Here is a 16,563-nt window from a genome sequence, read left to right on the forward strand (position 1 = left end):
GTGTGTCGAAAAAGTCTAATGGTTGTCATTAGACTTTTTTTGTAGTTATTTTTTATTAATTTACAAGAAAAAAGAGCTTGCGCTCTTTCCAACTTTATTTATTTCGCAGTTCAACATAACGGTTATACCAAATTTTGATATATTCCTCAGAAAAAGGACCTTTGCTTTGGTTTATCCAATCTACTAGAACCTTAACATTTTCCTTTAAAATAAAGTCAATGTCATCTGAATAGTGCATTTTTTCTTTGTGCTGCTCGTATTCTTCAACATCTAACAATTTTTTTTCACCATTGGTAAAGACCTTGACATCGAGATCATAGTCGATATATTTTAAGGCTTCTTGGTCAATGTGAAAAGGACTTGCTAGGTTACAGTAGTAAGACACACCATTGTCACGGATCATGGCGATGATGTTAAACCAATATTTTTTATGGAAATATACGATCGCTGGTTCACGTGTAATCCAACGTCTACCATCACTTTCAGTAACAAGTGTATGATCATTTACTCCAATAATTGCATTTTCGGTTATCTTTAATACCATGGTGTCACGCCATGTTCGGTGTAAACTGCCATCATGTTTATAACTTTGAATTGTAATAAAGTCGCCTTCTTTAGGTAGTTTCATAACTTACCAACTTTCTACAATCTAAGTATATCCTCTATATTGTATCATATTTTTTCAAATTTTTTCTTATTTTTCTATTTAATTTTCAATTTGGTTTATGAATCTAAGTATTCTCTAATGGCTGACGTTATATCACTATAATCGTAGCCTTTTCTGGCTAGTGCCTGAGTCAAGCGTTGTTTGAGGTCATAGCCTTCATATTTTTTACTGTATTTACGGTATTGTTTTTCTAACTCTTTTAGAATGAGCTCATTGGTTGTTTCTTCATCTGTTTCGAGCTCGAGATATTGGAATGCTATCTTTGCTTGATTGTAAGCAAAACCTTTTGAAATGAGTGCTTGGATGATTTTCGTTTCAATGGATTTTAATGGATATTTTCCTTGGTATTTTTTTTGGAGTTTTATTGCGGTACGGTTGATCACTTCTGTAAAATCATAGCCTGCAAGAATCTCTTGAAGGATAGATTTTGGGATTCCTTTTTGTTGAATTTTTTGTTGTAATAAGGCTGGGCCCTTATCGCCAGTGTGGAGGTTGGCCTCTATCAGGTTTCTTGCATATTGACGATCATCTAACCACTTTTCTTCTTTTAGGTGGTGGACCACTTTATCAATAATGCCACTTTCAATCTCATATTTTGTCAGGTAGTCTCGGACTTCTTTTGTTGTTCGAGCTTTAAAAGAAAGATGGTAAAGGGCCAGGTTTTTACCATAGGAGTATTGAGCAAACTCTTGGATTTCTTTTAGTTCCTCTTCACTGATTTCTTTATCTTTGGAAAGGAAATATTTGACGATGGTGTCTTCTGTAATATAAAGTTTTTGATCATTGTCTAATTCCAGGAGGTAGAGTCTTTTTTTCTTTTCTAGTTTTGTAATTTTCATGTTTTTATTATACCGAAAAATGTGTTAAGATAGGGATATGAACGTTAAAGTAAAACAAAAAATTCCTTTGAAAATTAAACGAATGGGAATTAACGGAGAAGGGATTGGCTTTTATAAAAAAACACTTGTCTTTGTGCCAGGTGCTCTGAAGGGGGAAGATATCTTCTGCCAAATTACAAGTGTCAAGAAAAATTTTGCGGAAGCTAAACTCCTATCTGTGAATAAGGCGTCTAAGTTTCGTGTGACGCCCATGTGTGATATCTATGAGACCTGTGGTGGCTGTCAAATCATGCATTTGAAGTATGATAAGCAGCTGGAGTTTAAGACAGATTTATTGCAACAGGCCTTGAAGAAGTTCTCACCTGAAGGATTTGAACAGTATGATATTCGGCCGACAATCGGAATGCAGGAACCTCTTTACTATCGGGCAAAATTGCAATTTCAAACAAGGAAATTCAAGGGCCAGGTGAAGGCAGGACTCTATGCTCAAAATTCACATTATTTAGTTGAATTAAAAGATTGTTTGGTTCAAGATCCGGTTATTCAAGCGATTGCCAATGACCTTGCGGATTTATTGACCTATTATCAGATTCCGATTGCTGATGAGCGTAAAGAACTGGGTGTCAGAACCATGATGGTTCGACGGGCTCGGAAGTCTGGGCAGGTTCAGATCATTGTGGTCACCAGTCGTCAGATTAACCTAAATAATTTGGTGGAAGACTTGGTCACAAAACACCCTGAGATTGTCACAGTTGCTGTTAACAAAAATACGTCTCGTTCCAGTGAGATTTATGGGGAACAAACGCAGATTATTTGGGGAGAAGAGGCAATTTTGGAAGGTGTTTTGGATTATGAATTTTCTCTTTCTCCTCGAGCCTTTTACCAGTTGAATCCGGAACAAACTGAAGTATTGTATAGTGAGGCTGTCAAGGCTCTAGATGTTTCTCCAGAGGATCATTTGATAGATGCCTATTGTGGGGTTGGAACGATTGGGTTTGCTTTTGCTAATAGAGTGAAAAGTGTTCGGGGGATGGATATTATTCCTGAAGCAATTGAAGATGCCAAATACAATGCTAAACGGATGGGATTTGAGAATACCCACTATGAGGCTGGTACAGCAGAAGAGATCATTCCTCGCTGGTACCAAGAAGGCTATCGGGCTAATGCTGTGATTGTGGATCCACCTCGTACGGGCTTGGGGACAAAATTAATCGAGACCTTGTTGCACTATGCACCTGAAAAGATGGTCTATGTCTCTTGTAATGTCTCTACTTTGGCAAGGGATCTAGTGGCTTTGACGAAGGTTTATCAGGTTGAATACATTCAATCAGTGGACATGTTCCCCCATACAGCACGGACAGAAGCAGTTGTGAAATTAGTGAAGAAGTGAAAGAAGAATGGATATTTGGGAAAAACTTTATCTTGAGGCGAAAGCTCTCTATGCGCCTCAAGAGGTTTCAGATTTTGTCTATGCTCGACATGTGGTTGCTGCTGTTGAGGCTGCAGATGGTCAGATTTTTACGGGCTTTTGTATGGAAGGAACCTGTGGCGTCTTTCATTTATGTGCCGAACGAGCGGCCCTCTTCAACATGTATCAACAATCAGGACAGACCAAGGTCAAGCGCATTATTGCTTTTCGAGACAAGCCTCCTTATGGAGAAGGCTCAGGGATGCCTTGTGGGGCCTGTCGTGAATTTCTCCTTGAGCTAGATGCAGAGAATCGTCATCTAGAATTTATGGTGGATTATGAGAGCCGCAAGACCATTACTTTAGGAGAACTGATGCCTCTTTGGTGGGGCGAAGAACGGGCTCGTCAAAGAGAAAATAAAGGGAATGAGTAAAGGAAATAAATAAATGGACAATGTTATTGATGTATCGATTCCAGTTGCTCAAGTTATTGATCAACATCCGGAAGTATTGGATTTGTTGGTGGAGTTGGGCTTTAAACCCTTAGCCAATCCGATCATGCGCAATACAGTTGGGCGCAAGGTTTCCTTGAAACAAGGATCAAAATTAGAAGGTACCCCTATGGAGAAGATTGTGCGAACCCTAGAGGCTAACGGCTATGAAGTAGTGGGGCTAGACCAATGAGTGATGAACGAATTCACGTCTTAAGAGATATCTTATTAGAGCTTCATCATGGAGCCTCTCCTGAGTCGGTTCAGGAACGGTTTGATGCGACCTTTGCAGGGGTTTCTGCGATTGAGATCTCTCTTATGGAGCATGAACTGATGAACTCCGATGCAGGGGTCACTTTTGAAGATGTTATGGAGCTTTGTGATGTCCATGCCAATCTCTTTAAGAATGCGGTTCAAGGGGTCGAAGTTGCAGATACTGACCATCCAGGTCATCCTGTTCAAATCTTTAAACAGGAGAATCTAGCCCTTCGTGCGGCTATGATGCGGGTACGCCGCTTGCTAGACAATTATGAGACAACCGAGGATCCTGAGATGATTCAGGAGATTCATAAGGGCTTGTTACGTCAGCTGGGCTTGGTGGGTCAATTTGACCGGCATTACCGTCGTAAGGAAGAGTTGATGTTTCCGATTATGGAAAAATATGGGCATGATTCCCCGCCAAAAGTGATGTGGGGAGTGGATGACCAGATTCGGGAACTCTTTGCGAAAGTTTTGGATGCGGCCAAGAAATTACCGGATTCTAGTATCTTAGAAGTCAAAGAGCTCTTTGAAGCCTTTGCGCAAGAGTTTGAGGGCATGATCTTCAAGGAAGAGTCGATCCTCTTGATGATTTTGCTGGAGGCCTTTACCCAGGATGACTGGCTCTCCATTGCAGAAGAAAGTGATGCTTATGGTTATGCCATTATTCTCCCAAGTGAGAAATGGGTGCCGAAACGCGTAGACTTCAAGGAGGAAGCGTCTGAAGAGTCAGAAGGTTCAACTGAACCACTTCCTTCTTCAAAAGGAGATGAGCACCGTCAGGTCATTGAGACTCCTGAGGGGCAATTGACCATTACCTTCACGCCTAAGAAAAAAGAAGAGAGCTTCGATCGCAACCAACCTCAACCGTTTGGTAATGGCTATTTGTCAGTGGAGCAAGCGAATTTGATCTTGAATCATCTGCCGATGGAGATCACCTTTGTCAATAAGGATGATATTTTCCAATATTACAATGATGCTGCGCCTTTTGAAGAAATGATTTTTAAGAGGACGCCATCGCAGGTAGGACGCAATGTTGAGCTGTGTCACCCACCGAAATATTTGGAGAAGGTCAAAGCCATCATGCAGGGGCTTCGTGAAGGGAAAAAAGACAAGTATGAAATGTGGTTCAAATCCGAATCGCGTGGGAAATTTGTCCATGTCACCTATGCAGCCGTGCGTGATGAAGCTGGAGACTTTCAAGGCGTCTTGGAATATGTTCAGGACATTCAACCTTATCGGGAGATCGATACGGATTTTTATAGAGGAATGGAGTAAAGATGAGTTACGAAACAGAGTTTATGAAGGAGTTTGAGGAGTGGATCAAGACCCAGGTCATGATCAATGAAATGGCTCTCGAAGAAAGTAAGAAGGTTTTTGATGAAGACCAGGATGAACGAGCTAAAATCGCTATGATTCGCTATGAAAGCCGTTTGGACGCTTATCAGTTCTTGCAAGGGAAGTTTGAAAATTTCCATGCTGGAAAAGGATTTCATGATTTACCAGATGGCCTCTTTGGTGAAAGAAAATATTAAATGGCCTTATTGAAGGCGTTTTACTAGCTAGATTTACCTGAAAATTAAGCAATGACTTGATTTTTTAGGGGATTGTGATACAATAAAAAAGTTGAAATGACATCAACGGATTTTTGAATGGAATGATAGTGATGAAACCTTGTTGCCTTAGGAATTGATCACTGAATTTAGGAGGAAAAATGGCAAAGAAGAACGTAAACCGTGCGAAACAATACAAGCATCAAAATAGACATCTTTTGAAAAAAGCTGTCGCAACTGTAACTGCAGCTGTGAAAGAAGCACCTAAAAAGGTTGAGAAAGCTACAAAAGCAGTGGCGAAAGAAGTGAAACAAGCGGCTTCTTCAGTGGAAGAATTTGCTGCAAGTTTGGAAGGTGTGGCACTTGATCGTGCGCAAACATTCTATGATGAAGGTATTCGCTCTGTTGCGGACTTCGCAAACTGGACAGAAAAAGAGTTGTTGGCCCTTAAAGGAATCGGCCCAGCTACAATCAAGAAATTGAAAGAACTAGGCGTTAAATTTAAATAATTGCTTTTATGATTTCTTGCTATTTCCAGGAAAACTTGCTAAAATGAACCTATTAGAGGTGTTTTGAATTCCACATTTTACAGAAAGTGGCGGTGCTGAGAAGTCCACAAATGTGTCAAAACTGGTTGCTAATGGATGAAAATGAAATAAATAAAGTTGCGGGCATTGCCCGAAATTGGGTGGTACCGCGGATCAACATATTCGTCCCTGTCAGATTGATGACAGGGGCGATTTTTCTTTTTGCAACCCTGGCTGAAGGAGCTTGTCATGAAACAATCTTTTAACACTAGTAAACTCTACTATGGCTTTCCTATCTTCATCTTGGGGTATCAGGACCAGAACTTTGGGAACAATATCACGACCTGCAGTTCCTCTTATAGCTTGGGAGATTGGCTGGTCATCGGAGTTGGTGCTGAGGAAAATGCGGCTGATCAGATTAAGCATTATCAACAGTTCACTGTCAATATCCCTGATGAACATCTCATGCTTGAGATGGAGCAGGCTGGGTTTATCAGCCATCGGGAGAAATTGAAACTCCTAGGGCTAGACTACGAAATTTCTGAACGGACTCAGGCTCCGATTTTGGAGGCCTGTCCAGTCGTATTGGATTGCCAGGTAGATCGGATTATCGAGGAAGATGGCATCTGCCATATCTTTGCTAAGATTCTTGAGCGACTGACTGATCCAGAGCTCTTAGATGATAAGGGGCATTTTAAAAATGACCGTTTTGCACCGACTTACTTTATGGGGGACGGCCATCAGCGCGTTTATCGTTATCTGGACGACCGAGTCGACCCCATGGGAAGCTTTATGAAGAAAGCGAGGAAGAAGAATGACAAGAGCTGAACTGCCAGAACGAATCGAAACGGAGCGTCTAGTCTTACGAGTCCGAACAGTGGCGGATGCTGAGGATATCCATGCCTACGCTAGTCTTCCAGAGGTTTCTTACCCAGCAGGCTTTCCACCCGTTAAGACCTTGGAAGATGAGATTTATTATCTAGAGCATATCCTTCCCGAGCGCAATGAAAAGGACAATCTCCCAGCAGGCTATGGAATTGTGGTCAAAGGAACCGATAAAATCATTGGCTCTGTTGACTTCAACCATCGCCACGAAGACGATGTGCTGGAGATTGGCTATACCTTGCACCCAGACTATTGGGGGAGAAGCTATGTGCCTGAAGCGGCGCGTGCTTTGATTGATCTAGCTTTTAAAGAATTGAACCTTCACAAGATAGAATTGTCTTGCTTTGGTTACAACCTTCAAAGTCAACGAGTCGCTGAGAAACTTGGTTTTACCCTCGAAGCTCGCATAAGAGACCGCAAAGATGCTCAAGGCAACCGCTGTGATGATTTGAGATATGGCTTGCTAAAGAGTGAGTGGGAGGTGGATTGATGCATGTTTTCATCATTGGAGCTCCAGCTGCAGGGAAAATGACCATTGGTCAGGAACTTTCGAAACTCACCGGTGCGACTCTCTTTTTCAACCATCAACCAATTGATTTCGCACTCGAAATCTATCAGGATTTTACGGAAGAAATGTGGGAATTTGTTCGTAGCGTTAACTTTTCTTTTCTTGGAACAAGCGCCAGGCATCATCGGTCGGTGATTTTAACAGGTGTAACTGATTTTTCAAATCAATACCATCTGATGTATTTGAAGAATATTCAAGATTTGTTAAATGAGTATCATCAAGAGATTCTCTTTGTTGAATTAGAAACGTCTCTTGAGGAGCGCTTACGTCGCAATCGAACGGAGAATCGGTTGAAATACAAACCCTTGAAACGGAATTTTGAGGTATCTGAAAGAGAAATTTTAGAGACTGATAAAACAGATCAACTTAATTCTCAAAAGCAACCGAGTGGCCTTCACCACTACCTGAAAATTAATAATACGAATCTGTCTGCAGAAGAAGTCGCAAAGCAGATTCAAGAAAAAATGAAAACAATAGAGAAAGGACACACACATGTCTAAAGAACTTTCACCTAAATACAATCCAGCCGAGGTTGAGGCTGGTCGTTACCAAAAATGGCTTGACGAAGATGTTTTCAAGCCTTCAGGCGATAAAAAGGCGAACCCTTATTCAATCGTTATTCCACCACCAAACGTAACTGGGAAACTTCACCTTGGTCACGCTTGGGATACAACTTTGCAAGATATCATCATCCGTCAAAAACGGATGCAAGGTTTTGATACGCTTTGGCTTCCAGGTATGGACCATGCTGGGATTGCCACTCAAGCTAAAGTAGAAGCGCGTTTGGCTGAAGAGGGCATCTCTCGTTATGACCTTGGTCGTGAAAAATTCCTTGATAAAGTCTGGGAATGGAAAGACGAGTATGCGACGACTATCAAGCAACAATGGGGCAAGATGGGGCTCTCTGTAGACTACTCTCGTGAGCGTTTTACCCTTGATGAAGGGTTGTCAAAAGCGGTTCGTAAGGTCTTTGTAGAGCTTTACAAAAAAGGTTGGATTTACCGTGGTGAATTTATCATCAACTGGGATCCAAAAGCCCGTACAGCCCTTTCTGATATCGAGGTGATTCACAAGGAAGTCGAGGGTGCCTTCTACCACATGAACTACATGTTGGAAGACGGTTCACGTGCCCTTGAAGTAGCAACAACTCGTCCTGAGACTATGTTTGGGGATACTGCCGTAGCGGTTAACCCAAATGATGATCGTTATAAAGACTTGATTGGTCAAAATGTTATCTTGCCAATCTTGAACAAGCCAATCCCAATCGTTGGAGACGAACACGCAGACCCTGAGTTTGGTACTGGTGTGGTGAAGATCACACCTGCCCACGACCCTAATGACTTCTTGGTTGGTCAACGTCATAATCTTCCGCAAGTCAACGTTATGAACGATGATGGTACCATGAATGAATTGGCTGGCGAATTCAACGGCATGGACCGCTTTGAAGCTCGTAAGGCTGTTATCAAGAAGTTAGAAGAAATTGGTGCCCTTGTTAAGATTGAGAAGATGACCCACTCAGTTGGTCACTCAGAGCGTACAGGGGTTATGGTTGAGCCACGTTTGTCTACGCAATGGTTCGTGAAGATGGATCAATTGGCTAAGAATGCCATTGCCAACCAAGACACAGACGATAAGGTAGAATTCTACCCACCTCGTTTCAATGATACCTTCCTCCAATGGATGGAAAATGTCCATGACTGGGTAATCTCACGTCAGCTCTGGTGGGGTCACCAAATCCCTGCTTGGTACAATGCTGAGGGTGAAATGTACGTTGGTGAAGAAGCACCAGAAGGTGACGGATGGAAACAAGACGAAGATGTCTTGGATACGTGGTTTAGTTCAGCCCTTTGGCCATTCTCAACTATGGGCTGGCCGGATGTCGACTCAGAAGACTTCAAACGTTACTTCCCTACATCAACCTTGGTAACAGGATACGACATCATCTTCTTCTGGGTATCTCGTATGATCTTCCAATCATTGGAATTCACAGGCCGTCAGCCATTCCAAAACGTTCTGATTCACGGTCTCATTCGTGACGAGCAAGGACGCAAGATGTCTAAGTCACTCGGTAACGGGATTGACCCAATGGATGTTATCGAGAAATACGGTGCCGATGCCCTTCGTTGGTTCCTTTCAAACGGTTCTGCACCAGGGCAAGACGTGCGTTTCTCTTACGAGAAAATGGATGCGTCATGGAACTTCATTAACAAGATCTGGAACATCTCTCGCTATATCCTTATGAACAATGAAGGGTTGACCTTGGATGTGGCTCGTGAAAATGTGGCTAAAGTGGCTGCTGGTCAAGCAGGTAACGTGACAGACCGCTGGATTCTCCACAACCTCAACGAAACGATCGGTAAGGTCACTGAAAACTTCGATAAGTTTGAGTTTGGTGTGGCTGGTCACATCCTCTACAACTTCATCTGGGACGAGTTTGCGGACTGGTATGTTGAGTTGACTAAGGAAGTGCTTTACAGTGATAACGAGGACGAAAAAGTCATTACTCGTTCAGTTCTTCTTTACACCTTGGATCAAATCTTGCGTCTCCTTCACCCAATCATGCCATTTGTGACTGAAGAAATTTATGGCCAAATCTCTGAAGGAACGATCGTGACTGCGGAATACCCAGTGGTTCGTCCAGAGTTTGAAAATGAAGAAGCAGCAGCTGGTGTAGAAGCTCTTAAAGATGTGATTCGCTCCGTTCGTAACTCACGTGCAGAAGTGAACGTAGCGCCAAGTAAGCCAATCACTATCTTGATCAAGACAAGCGACAGCAAGCTCGATACCTTCTTCAATGATAACGTCAACTACATCAAACGCTTCACAAACCCAGAACACTTGGAAATTGCAGCAGATGTCGAAGTACCTGACTTGGTTATGTCAAGCATTATCACAGGCGCAGAAATCTACTTGCCACTCGCTGATCTTCTCAATGTTGAAGAAGAATTGGCTCGTCTTGAAAAAGAATTAGCCAAATGGCAAAAAGAACTGGATATGGTCGGTAAGAAGCTCTCTAACGAACGCTTCGTAGCCAATGCCAAACCAGAAGTCGTCCAAAAAGAACGCGACAAACAAGAAGATTACCAAGCGAAATACGATGCGACCGTAGCACGGATTGATGAGATGAAGAAACTCGTTAAATAAACACAGAAACACGGTGGAATGCCGTGTTTTTTGTATGATTCTGTAAGAGAAAAAGTTTAAGTAACCTATTTTTAGACCATTTTCCAGAAATAATCGATGATATAGGTGAGACCGTAAGTGTAGATGACGAGGGTGATAGGTTTGCAGAGGATGATGATGGTCATGTAGCGTTTGAAGGTCATCTTCGTCAGACCTGCCAGCATACAGATGAAGTCAGCGGGACTAACCGGCCAGATCATCATGAAGATAAAGAAGCGATCGAACCGCTTGCCTTCATTGAGCCAGCCAATGTACTTGTCGTAGGTCTTCTGACTGACCATAGATTGGACGAACTTAGGCCCGTACATTCTGGCTAGGTGGAAGATAATGGCACAGCCAATCACTATCCCGATGTAGTTGTAGATGGTACCAATGATGTGGCCATAGATAAAGACACCAGCGACAGATGTCAGGGCGCCAGGAATAATAGGGACCACTGTTTGAAGGATCTGAAGAAAGATAAAGAGAGGTGGTCCAAAGATGCCTGCTTGGAGAATAAAAGCTGACAAGGTTTCTTTGGATTGAAGGATGCCAGCAAAGTAGGCCCAGATACAAAAGGCCAAGGTCCCAAGAGCACCAATGATAGACGACCAATTAATGATGCGCTGGAGAAGAGGAGAGACCTCTTTTAAGCTTGTTTGTTTCATAAAAAATTCCGAGTTCTTTTTCTTCTACTATACCATGTTTTTGGAACTTTGTAAGGATTTTGTCTATTTTTTGAGTAGTGAAAGCGACCTGATTGGAGTCTGTCGCTGTTTTAGTCGTGAAGCGGGTGCAAAATGGGCCTTTTTATGCTACAATGAAAGGAGTATAAAAAATGGAGAAAAACGTGTCAATCGAAAATTACAAACCAGATTTTGCGGTGGAAGCAGCCTATGATCTCACCGTTGCAGACTTGAAAAAACAGGGTATCAAGGCGGTCCTTGTGGATTTGGATAATACCTTGATTGCTTGGAATAATCCGGATGGAACTCCTGAGATGCGCCAGTGGTTGCATGACCTTCGTGATGGAGGGATTCGGGTTATTGTGGTGTCTAATAATAGTCCCAAACGGGTCAAGCGCGCTGTTGAGAAATTTGATATTGACTATGAAGCGTGGTCACTCAAGCCCTTTACTTTTGGGATTGATCGTGCCCTCAAACGTTTCCACTATGAGAAAAATGAAGTGGTCATGGTCGGGGATCAACTGATGACGGATATCCGGGCTGCCCATCGTGCAGGCATTCGTTCGATTTTGGTCAAGCCTTTGGTTGAGCATGACTCCATCAAGACGCAGATCAACCGGGCGCGTGAACGCCGTGTCATGAAGCAAATGGCCGAAAAATATGGTCCGATTGTATACAAAAAAGGAATTTAAGAATGGAAGAATTATTCTGTATTGGTTGTGGAGCCCCCATTCAGACAGAAAACAAAGAGGGGCTAGGCTATACTCCCCAATCAGCTCTTGAAAAGGGCCTGGAAACAGGTGAAGTTTATTGCCAACGCTGTTTCCGTCTGCGTCACTACAATGAAATCACAGATGTGCATCTGACAGATGATGATTTCCTAAAACTCCTTCACGAAGTAGGTGATAGTGATGCTCTCGTGGTCAATGTAGTGGATATTTTTGACTTTAATGGATCCGTTATCCCTGGCCTACCACGCTTTGTAGCAGGAAATGATGTCCTCTTGGTCGGAAACAAAAAAGACATATTGCCTAAGTCTGTCAAGGACAGCAAGGTGACCCATTGGTTGATGGAGCGGGCCCACGAAGAAGGCATGCGTCCTGTCGATGTGGTCCTCACCTCTGCTCAAAACAAGAGTGCGATCAAGGACTTGATGGAAAAGATCGAACAGTACCGCAAGGGCCGTGATGTCTATGTGGTGGGGGTGACCAACGTTGGGAAATCGACCCTCATCAATGCAATCATCCAAGAAATCACAGGCGACAAGGATATCATCACGACCTCTCGCTTCCCGGGGACGACACTGGACAAGATCGAAATCCCACTGGACGATGGATCCTACATCTACGATACACCGGGGATTATCCATCGCTACCAGATGGCTCACTACTTGACGGCGAAAAACCTCAAGTATGTCAGCCCTAAAAAGGAAATCAAGCCCAAGACCTATCAGCTCAATCCAGAGCAAACCCTCTTCTTGGGTGGCTTGGGACGTTTTGACTTTATTAAGGGAGAAAAGCAAGGTTTCACCGCCTTCTTTGACAACGAACTCAAGCTTCACCGAACCAAGCTAGAAGGAGCGACGGCCTTTTATGACAAGCATGTCGGTGGCTTACTAACTCCTCCTAACAGCAAGGAAAAAGAAGAGTTCCCACCCTTGGTTTCTCATGAGTTTACCATCAAGGACAAGACAGACCTGGTCATCTCAGGACTGGGCTGGATCCGCGTCAATGGAGAAGCCAAAGTAGCCGTCTGGGCACCAGAAGGCGTCGCCGTCGTTACCCGCAAAGCTATTATTTAAAAAAACAGGAAAAAATATATCTGAAGAGCGAACAAAGTGAGCTCATAAAGAGATCGTTATTGCCGTGGTGTAGTTGCCAATCGTGAGATTGGCAAGGGCAAAATGGAGACCAAGGCTCCATTTTGAGGTGAGGAAATCCATTTTTCAAAGATGAGATCTTTGAAAAATTAGTTCCGGCCGTCCCCACCACTTAAAATAACGATCAAAAAAGGAAGTAAAAATATGACATTAACATCTAAACAACGGGCTTTCCTCAATAGCCAAGCCCACAGCCTCAAACCCATTATCCAAATCGGGAAAAACGGGCTCAATGACCAAATTAAAACCAGTGTGCGCCAAGCACTTGATGCGCGCGAACTGATCAAGGTAACTCTTCTTCAAAATACGGATGAGAATATCCATGAAGTAGCAGAAATCTTGGAAGAGGAAATCGGTGTGGAAACGGTCCAAAAGATTGGTCGGATTCTCATCTTGTTCAAACAATCGAGCAAAAAAGAAAATCGTAAAATTTCAGCGAAGGTAAAAGAAATTTAAGACATCGAGGAGAACAAACCTATGGCAATTGAACTATTGACTCCCTTTACCAAGGTAGAGTTAGAGCCAGAGATCAAAGACAAGAAACGCAAACAAGTTGGTATTTTGGGTGGAAATTTCAATCCGGTCCACAATGCCCATTTGGTCGTTGCGGATCAAGTGCGCCAACAATTAGGGTTAGATAAGGTGCTCTTGATGCCCGAGTATGAGCCGCCGCATGTCGATGCCAAGGGGACGATTGCAGAGCATCATCGCCTTAAGATGCTGGAATTAGCCATTGAAGGCATTGAAGGTCTGGAGATCGAGACGATTGAACTCGAGCGGAAAGGGATTTCCTATACCTACGACACCATGCTCTTGCTCAATGAACGGGATCCAGACACAGATTATTACTTCATCATTGGTGCAGATATGGTGGATTATTTACCAAAATGGCACCGAATCGATGAATTGGTGGAGATTGTGCAATTTGTCGGGGTCCAACGACCACGCTATAAGGCAGGGACTTCTTATCCGGTGATCTGGGTGGATGTTCCTCTAATGGACATCTCCTCTAGTATGGTGCGCGATTTTGTAGCTAAAGGCCGGACGCCGAATTTTATGTTGCCAAAACCAGTCTTAGACTACATCAAGAAAGAAGGATTGTATCAATGACCTATGAAAACTATCTAGGCTTTTCTCGTGAGGTCTTGCTTGAAAAAATGCGTCAAATCCTGCCAGAAAAGCGACTAACCCACTGTTTAGGGGTTGAGAAGGCTGCGCGTGACTTGGCCAAACGCTATGGGGCTGACGAAGAGCAGGCTGGCCTAGCAGGTTTGTTACATGACTACGCTAAGAAATTATCGGATCAGGAATTTCTGGACTTGATCGATCGCTATGAGCTAGATCCAGCGTTAAAAAACTGGGGCAACAATGTCTGGCATGGGATGGTCGGGATTTACAAGATCCAAGAAGACCTCGGACTGACAGATCCAGCCATTCTTCGCAGTATTGAGATTCACACCGTGGGGAGTGGACAGATGTCAACCTTAGACAAGATTGTCTATGTGGCAGATTACATTGAGCACAACCGGGCCTTCCCGGGAGTGGATCAAGCACGTGATATCGCCCAAGTCTCCTTGGATCGTGCCGTGGCCTATGAGACGGCTCGCACAGTCGAACACCTAGCCCACCAAGGATTGCCCATTTATCCCCAAACCCTTGAAACCTATAACGCCTTTGTGAAGTATTTGAAAGAGGAGCAGTGAGTGAAGACAGCTTTTATCATTATTGATGTACAAAATATCTTAGTGGAAACAGGTTTTGAGACAGATAAGCTCCTAGAGAAGATCGCTTATTTGCAAGATCAGGCTAGAAAAGAGCAGATTGAAATCATCTACATGCAGCATATTGAAACGCCAGAGGCTTTAACTTCTGAAGATTGGCAATTATCGCCCCTGTTGAAAAGACAGACGAATGAAAAGGTATTTCAGAAGCGATACAATAGCATGTTTAAGGAGACAGGATTAAAAGAATACTTGGATCAACAAGGGATTGAGCAACTGGTCCTGTGTGGTATGCAGACAGAATATTGTGTCGATACATCCGTCAAAGTGGGGTTTGAATACGGCTACAAGCTGGTCATTCCAGAAGGAGCTGTCACAACCTTTGATGGAGAGGATATTCCGGCAGAAACGCTTAATGAATTTTATGAAAATATTTGGGCAGAACGTTTTGCGGATGTCTTAGATTACAAATCAATTTTTTAAGGAAAGAGGATTACATGAAAGAAAAAGAACTACTTGAACTAGTTGTCAAAGCAGCAGATGAAAAGCGTGCAGAAGACATTGTCGCTTTGGATGTTCAAAGCTTGACCAGCGTGACAGACTACTTTGTCATCGCAAGCTCTATGAACAGCCGTCAGTTGGAAGCTATTGCTGAAAATATTCGCGAGAAGGTCGTTGAAGCTGGTGGCAATGCCAGCCACGTCGAAGGTGATTCAGCTGGAGGTTGGGTCCTTCTTGACTTAGGTAGTGTGGTGGTCCATGTCTTCTCAGAAGAAATGCGTACTCACTATAACCTAGAAAAGCTATGGCATGAAGCAAGTGCTGTCGATCTTTCAGCAGCCCTAGCATAAGCAGGTAAACTCAGTTGGTAGCAACTGAGTTTTGTTGGTTAAATTGAAATTCTATGGAAAGAAAGGATGGGGCCTCGTGTTTGGTTAATTTGATAATTGAACACGAGCTAAAAGCTGTGAGAAAAAGAGTAACTTCCTTTGTATCTGACGATACGGCAGAAAGTTTCCTATTTTCTCTTTGCTTTTAAGGCTCTTTGTATCTTAGAAAGGGTTTGAACCCGTCCTGTAATCCTCGGAAAATAGATAGCTCTCCTTGGAGCTTAGCTCCATCGTCGTGCTCCTAATTTTCTATCGGATTACGGGCGGACTTGGTATCATGAATATGGCGACTTATGAAACGTTTGCGGCGGTCTACGATGCGGTCATGGATGATAGTCTGTATGACTTATGGACGGATTTTTCCCTCCGCCATCTCCCAAAGACAAAAAATAAGAAAAAATTACTGGAATTGGCTTGTGGGACAGGGATTCAGTCTGTTCGCTTTTCCCAAGCTGGTTTTGATGTGACAGGATTAGACCTGAGTGCTGACATGCTGAAAATTGCTGAAAAAAGAGCTGCTTCAGCCAAGCAGAAGATTGATTTTATCGAGGGCAATATGCTGGACCTGTCGCAAGCAGGCACTTATGATTTCGTGACCTGCTACTCGGATTCTATCTGCTATATGCAGGACGAGGTAGAAGTAGGGGATGTCTTCAGAGAAGTCTATAATGCCCTTAATGAAGATGGTGTTTTTATCTTTGATGTCCATTCGACCTATCAGACGGATGAGGTTTTCCCAGGCTATTCCTACCACGAAAATGCCGAAGACTTTGCCATGCTCTGGGATACCTATGAGGATGCGGCACCTCACTCGATCGTCCATGAGCTGACCTTCTTTGTCCAAGAAGAGGATGGCTCCTTTAGTCGGCACGATGAAGTCCATGAAGAGCGTACCTATGAAGTTTTAACCTATGACATCTTATTGGAGCAGGCTGGCTTTAAATCTTTCAAATTGTACGCAGACTTTGAAGACAAAGAGCCAACAAAGACCAGCAAACGTTGGTTTTTTGTAGCGCAGAAGTAGGATAGT

The 16,563-nt window shown here is 43.2% G+C and carries 21 protein-coding genes; 18 read left to right on the plus strand and 3 right to left on the minus strand.

The genetic code is table 11. From position 1 onward, the window contains the following. Window positions 1-94 precede the first annotated feature (94 nt). On the minus strand, window positions 95-628 hold the full coding sequence (ntdP, locus tag WKT08_RS03610; protein WP_118396820.1) for a nucleoside tri-diphosphate phosphatase: 534 nt from the start codon (window positions 626-628) through the stop codon (window positions 95-97). A gap of 95 nt (window positions 629-723) precedes the next feature. Next, window positions 724-1,506 (minus strand): recombination regulator RecX, encoded by a 783-nt coding sequence (recX, locus tag WKT08_RS03615; RefSeq protein ID WP_340280119.1) that lies wholly within the window; start codon window positions 1,504-1,506, stop codon window positions 724-726. A gap of 37 nt (window positions 1,507-1,543) precedes the next feature. Here recX and rlmD point away from each other — a divergent pair, with 37 nt between their 5' ends. The 10 genes from rlmD to WKT08_RS03665 all read left to right on the plus strand — a co-directional run bounded on the left by rlmD (window position 1,544) and on the right by WKT08_RS03665 (window position 10,339). Next, window positions 1,544-2,896: a 23S rRNA (uracil(1939)-C(5))-methyltransferase RlmD gene (gene rlmD / locus WKT08_RS03620; protein ID WP_315378432.1), complete on the plus strand. Its 1,353-nt coding sequence runs from the start codon at window positions 1,544-1,546 to the stop codon at window positions 2,894-2,896. A 7-nt stretch (window positions 2,897-2,903) separates the two neighbouring features. Next, window positions 2,904-3,347, plus strand: a complete 444-nt coding sequence (locus WKT08_RS03625; RefSeq protein WP_021152718.1) for a cytidine deaminase family protein — start codon at window positions 2,904-2,906, stop codon at window positions 3,345-3,347. Window positions 3,348-3,360: 13 nt separating this feature from the next. Further along, the gene (locus WKT08_RS03630; RefSeq protein WP_003014300.1) at window positions 3,361-3,597 is read left to right on the plus strand and encodes a DUF1858 domain-containing protein; all 237 of its coding nucleotides are present in this window, start codon (window positions 3,361-3,363) and stop codon (window positions 3,595-3,597) included. Next, a complete protein-coding gene (locus tag WKT08_RS03635) occupies window positions 3,594-4,940 on the plus strand; it encodes a DUF438 domain-containing protein (protein WP_340280125.1) in 1,347 nt (448 codons plus the stop codon). Before WKT08_RS03630 ends, WKT08_RS03635 begins: the two co-directional genes overlap by 4 nt. A 2-nt stretch (window positions 4,941-4,942) precedes the next feature. Continuing rightward, window positions 4,943-5,197 (plus strand): DUF1912 family protein, encoded by a 255-nt coding sequence (locus WKT08_RS03640; RefSeq protein ID WP_013903179.1) that lies wholly within the window; start codon window positions 4,943-4,945, stop codon window positions 5,195-5,197. Between the two features lie 179 nt (window positions 5,198-5,376). Next, window positions 5,377-5,724, plus strand: a complete 348-nt coding sequence (locus WKT08_RS03645) for a helix-hairpin-helix domain-containing protein (protein ID WP_003011968.1) — start codon at window positions 5,377-5,379, stop codon at window positions 5,722-5,724. Between the two features lie 267 nt (window positions 5,725-5,991). After that, entirely contained in the window at window positions 5,992-6,570 is a 579-nt protein-coding gene (locus WKT08_RS03650) for a flavin reductase family protein (protein ID WP_340280129.1), read from the plus strand. Beyond that, window positions 6,557-7,117 carry a GNAT family N-acetyltransferase gene (locus WKT08_RS03655; protein ID WP_340280131.1) on the plus strand — a complete coding sequence of 187 codons (561 nt, stop codon included), beginning with the start codon at window positions 6,557-6,559 and terminating at the stop codon, window positions 7,115-7,117. Before WKT08_RS03650 ends, WKT08_RS03655 begins: the two co-directional genes overlap by 14 nt. Further along, window positions 7,117-7,695 (plus strand): AAA family ATPase, encoded by a 579-nt coding sequence (locus WKT08_RS03660; protein ID WP_041826242.1) that lies wholly within the window; start codon window positions 7,117-7,119, stop codon window positions 7,693-7,695. The genes WKT08_RS03655 and WKT08_RS03660 overlap by 1 nt, the downstream gene beginning before the upstream one ends. After that, window positions 7,688-10,339, plus strand: coding sequence for a valine--tRNA ligase (locus WKT08_RS03665; protein ID WP_340280133.1), 2,652 nt, complete (start codon window positions 7,688-7,690; stop codon window positions 10,337-10,339). The genes WKT08_RS03660 and WKT08_RS03665 overlap by 8 nt, the downstream gene beginning before the upstream one ends. 71 nt (window positions 10,340-10,410) lie before the next feature. Here WKT08_RS03665 and WKT08_RS03670 read toward each other — a convergent pair whose 3' ends face one another. Continuing rightward, window positions 10,411-11,025 (minus strand): TVP38/TMEM64 family protein, encoded by a 615-nt coding sequence (locus tag WKT08_RS03670; protein ID WP_340280135.1) that lies wholly within the window; start codon window positions 11,023-11,025, stop codon window positions 10,411-10,413. Window positions 11,026-11,207: 182 nt separating this feature from the next. Between WKT08_RS03670 and WKT08_RS03675 the strand changes: the two genes are divergently transcribed. The 8 genes from WKT08_RS03675 to WKT08_RS03710 all read left to right on the plus strand — a co-directional run bounded on the left by WKT08_RS03675 (window position 11,208) and on the right by WKT08_RS03710 (window position 16,557). Next, window positions 11,208-11,735: a YqeG family HAD IIIA-type phosphatase gene (locus WKT08_RS03675; RefSeq protein WP_045759146.1), complete on the plus strand. Its 528-nt coding sequence runs from the start codon at window positions 11,208-11,210 to the stop codon at window positions 11,733-11,735. 2 nt (window positions 11,736-11,737) lie between these two features. After that, window positions 11,738-12,844: a ribosome biogenesis GTPase YqeH gene (gene yqeH / locus WKT08_RS03680; protein ID WP_340280137.1), complete on the plus strand. Its 1,107-nt coding sequence runs from the start codon at window positions 11,738-11,740 to the stop codon at window positions 12,842-12,844. Between the two features lie 222 nt (window positions 12,845-13,066). Beyond that, a complete protein-coding gene (gene yhbY / locus WKT08_RS03685) occupies window positions 13,067-13,378 on the plus strand; it encodes a ribosome assembly RNA-binding protein YhbY (protein WP_003005853.1) in 312 nt (103 codons plus the stop codon). Window positions 13,379-13,399: 21 nt separating this feature from the next. Then, on the plus strand, window positions 13,400-14,032 hold the full coding sequence (locus tag WKT08_RS03690) for a nicotinate-nucleotide adenylyltransferase (RefSeq protein ID WP_003012335.1): 633 nt from the start codon (window positions 13,400-13,402) through the stop codon (window positions 14,030-14,032). Continuing rightward, entirely contained in the window at window positions 14,029-14,625 is a 597-nt protein-coding gene (gene yqeK, locus WKT08_RS03695) for a bis(5'-nucleosyl)-tetraphosphatase (symmetrical) YqeK (protein ID WP_013903187.1), read from the plus strand. The genes WKT08_RS03690 and yqeK overlap by 4 nt, the downstream gene beginning before the upstream one ends. Beyond that, window positions 14,626-15,126, plus strand: a complete 501-nt coding sequence (locus WKT08_RS03700) for a cysteine hydrolase family protein (protein ID WP_340280141.1) — start codon at window positions 14,626-14,628, stop codon at window positions 15,124-15,126. Window positions 15,127-15,140: 14 nt separating this feature from the next. Next, window positions 15,141-15,494, plus strand: a complete 354-nt coding sequence (rsfS, locus tag WKT08_RS03705; RefSeq protein ID WP_021152739.1) for a ribosome silencing factor — start codon at window positions 15,141-15,143, stop codon at window positions 15,492-15,494. 322 nt (window positions 15,495-15,816) lie between these two features. Continuing rightward, window positions 15,817-16,557, plus strand: a complete 741-nt coding sequence (locus tag WKT08_RS03710; protein WP_340280709.1) for a class I SAM-dependent DNA methyltransferase — start codon at window positions 15,817-15,819, stop codon at window positions 16,555-16,557. Window positions 16,558-16,563 lie beyond the last annotated feature (6 nt).

The sequence above is a fragment of the Streptococcus sp. HCA-5024 genome (assembly GCF_037890265.1).
GTDB lineage: Bacteria > Bacillota > Bacilli > Lactobacillales > Streptococcaceae > Streptococcus > Streptococcus lingualis.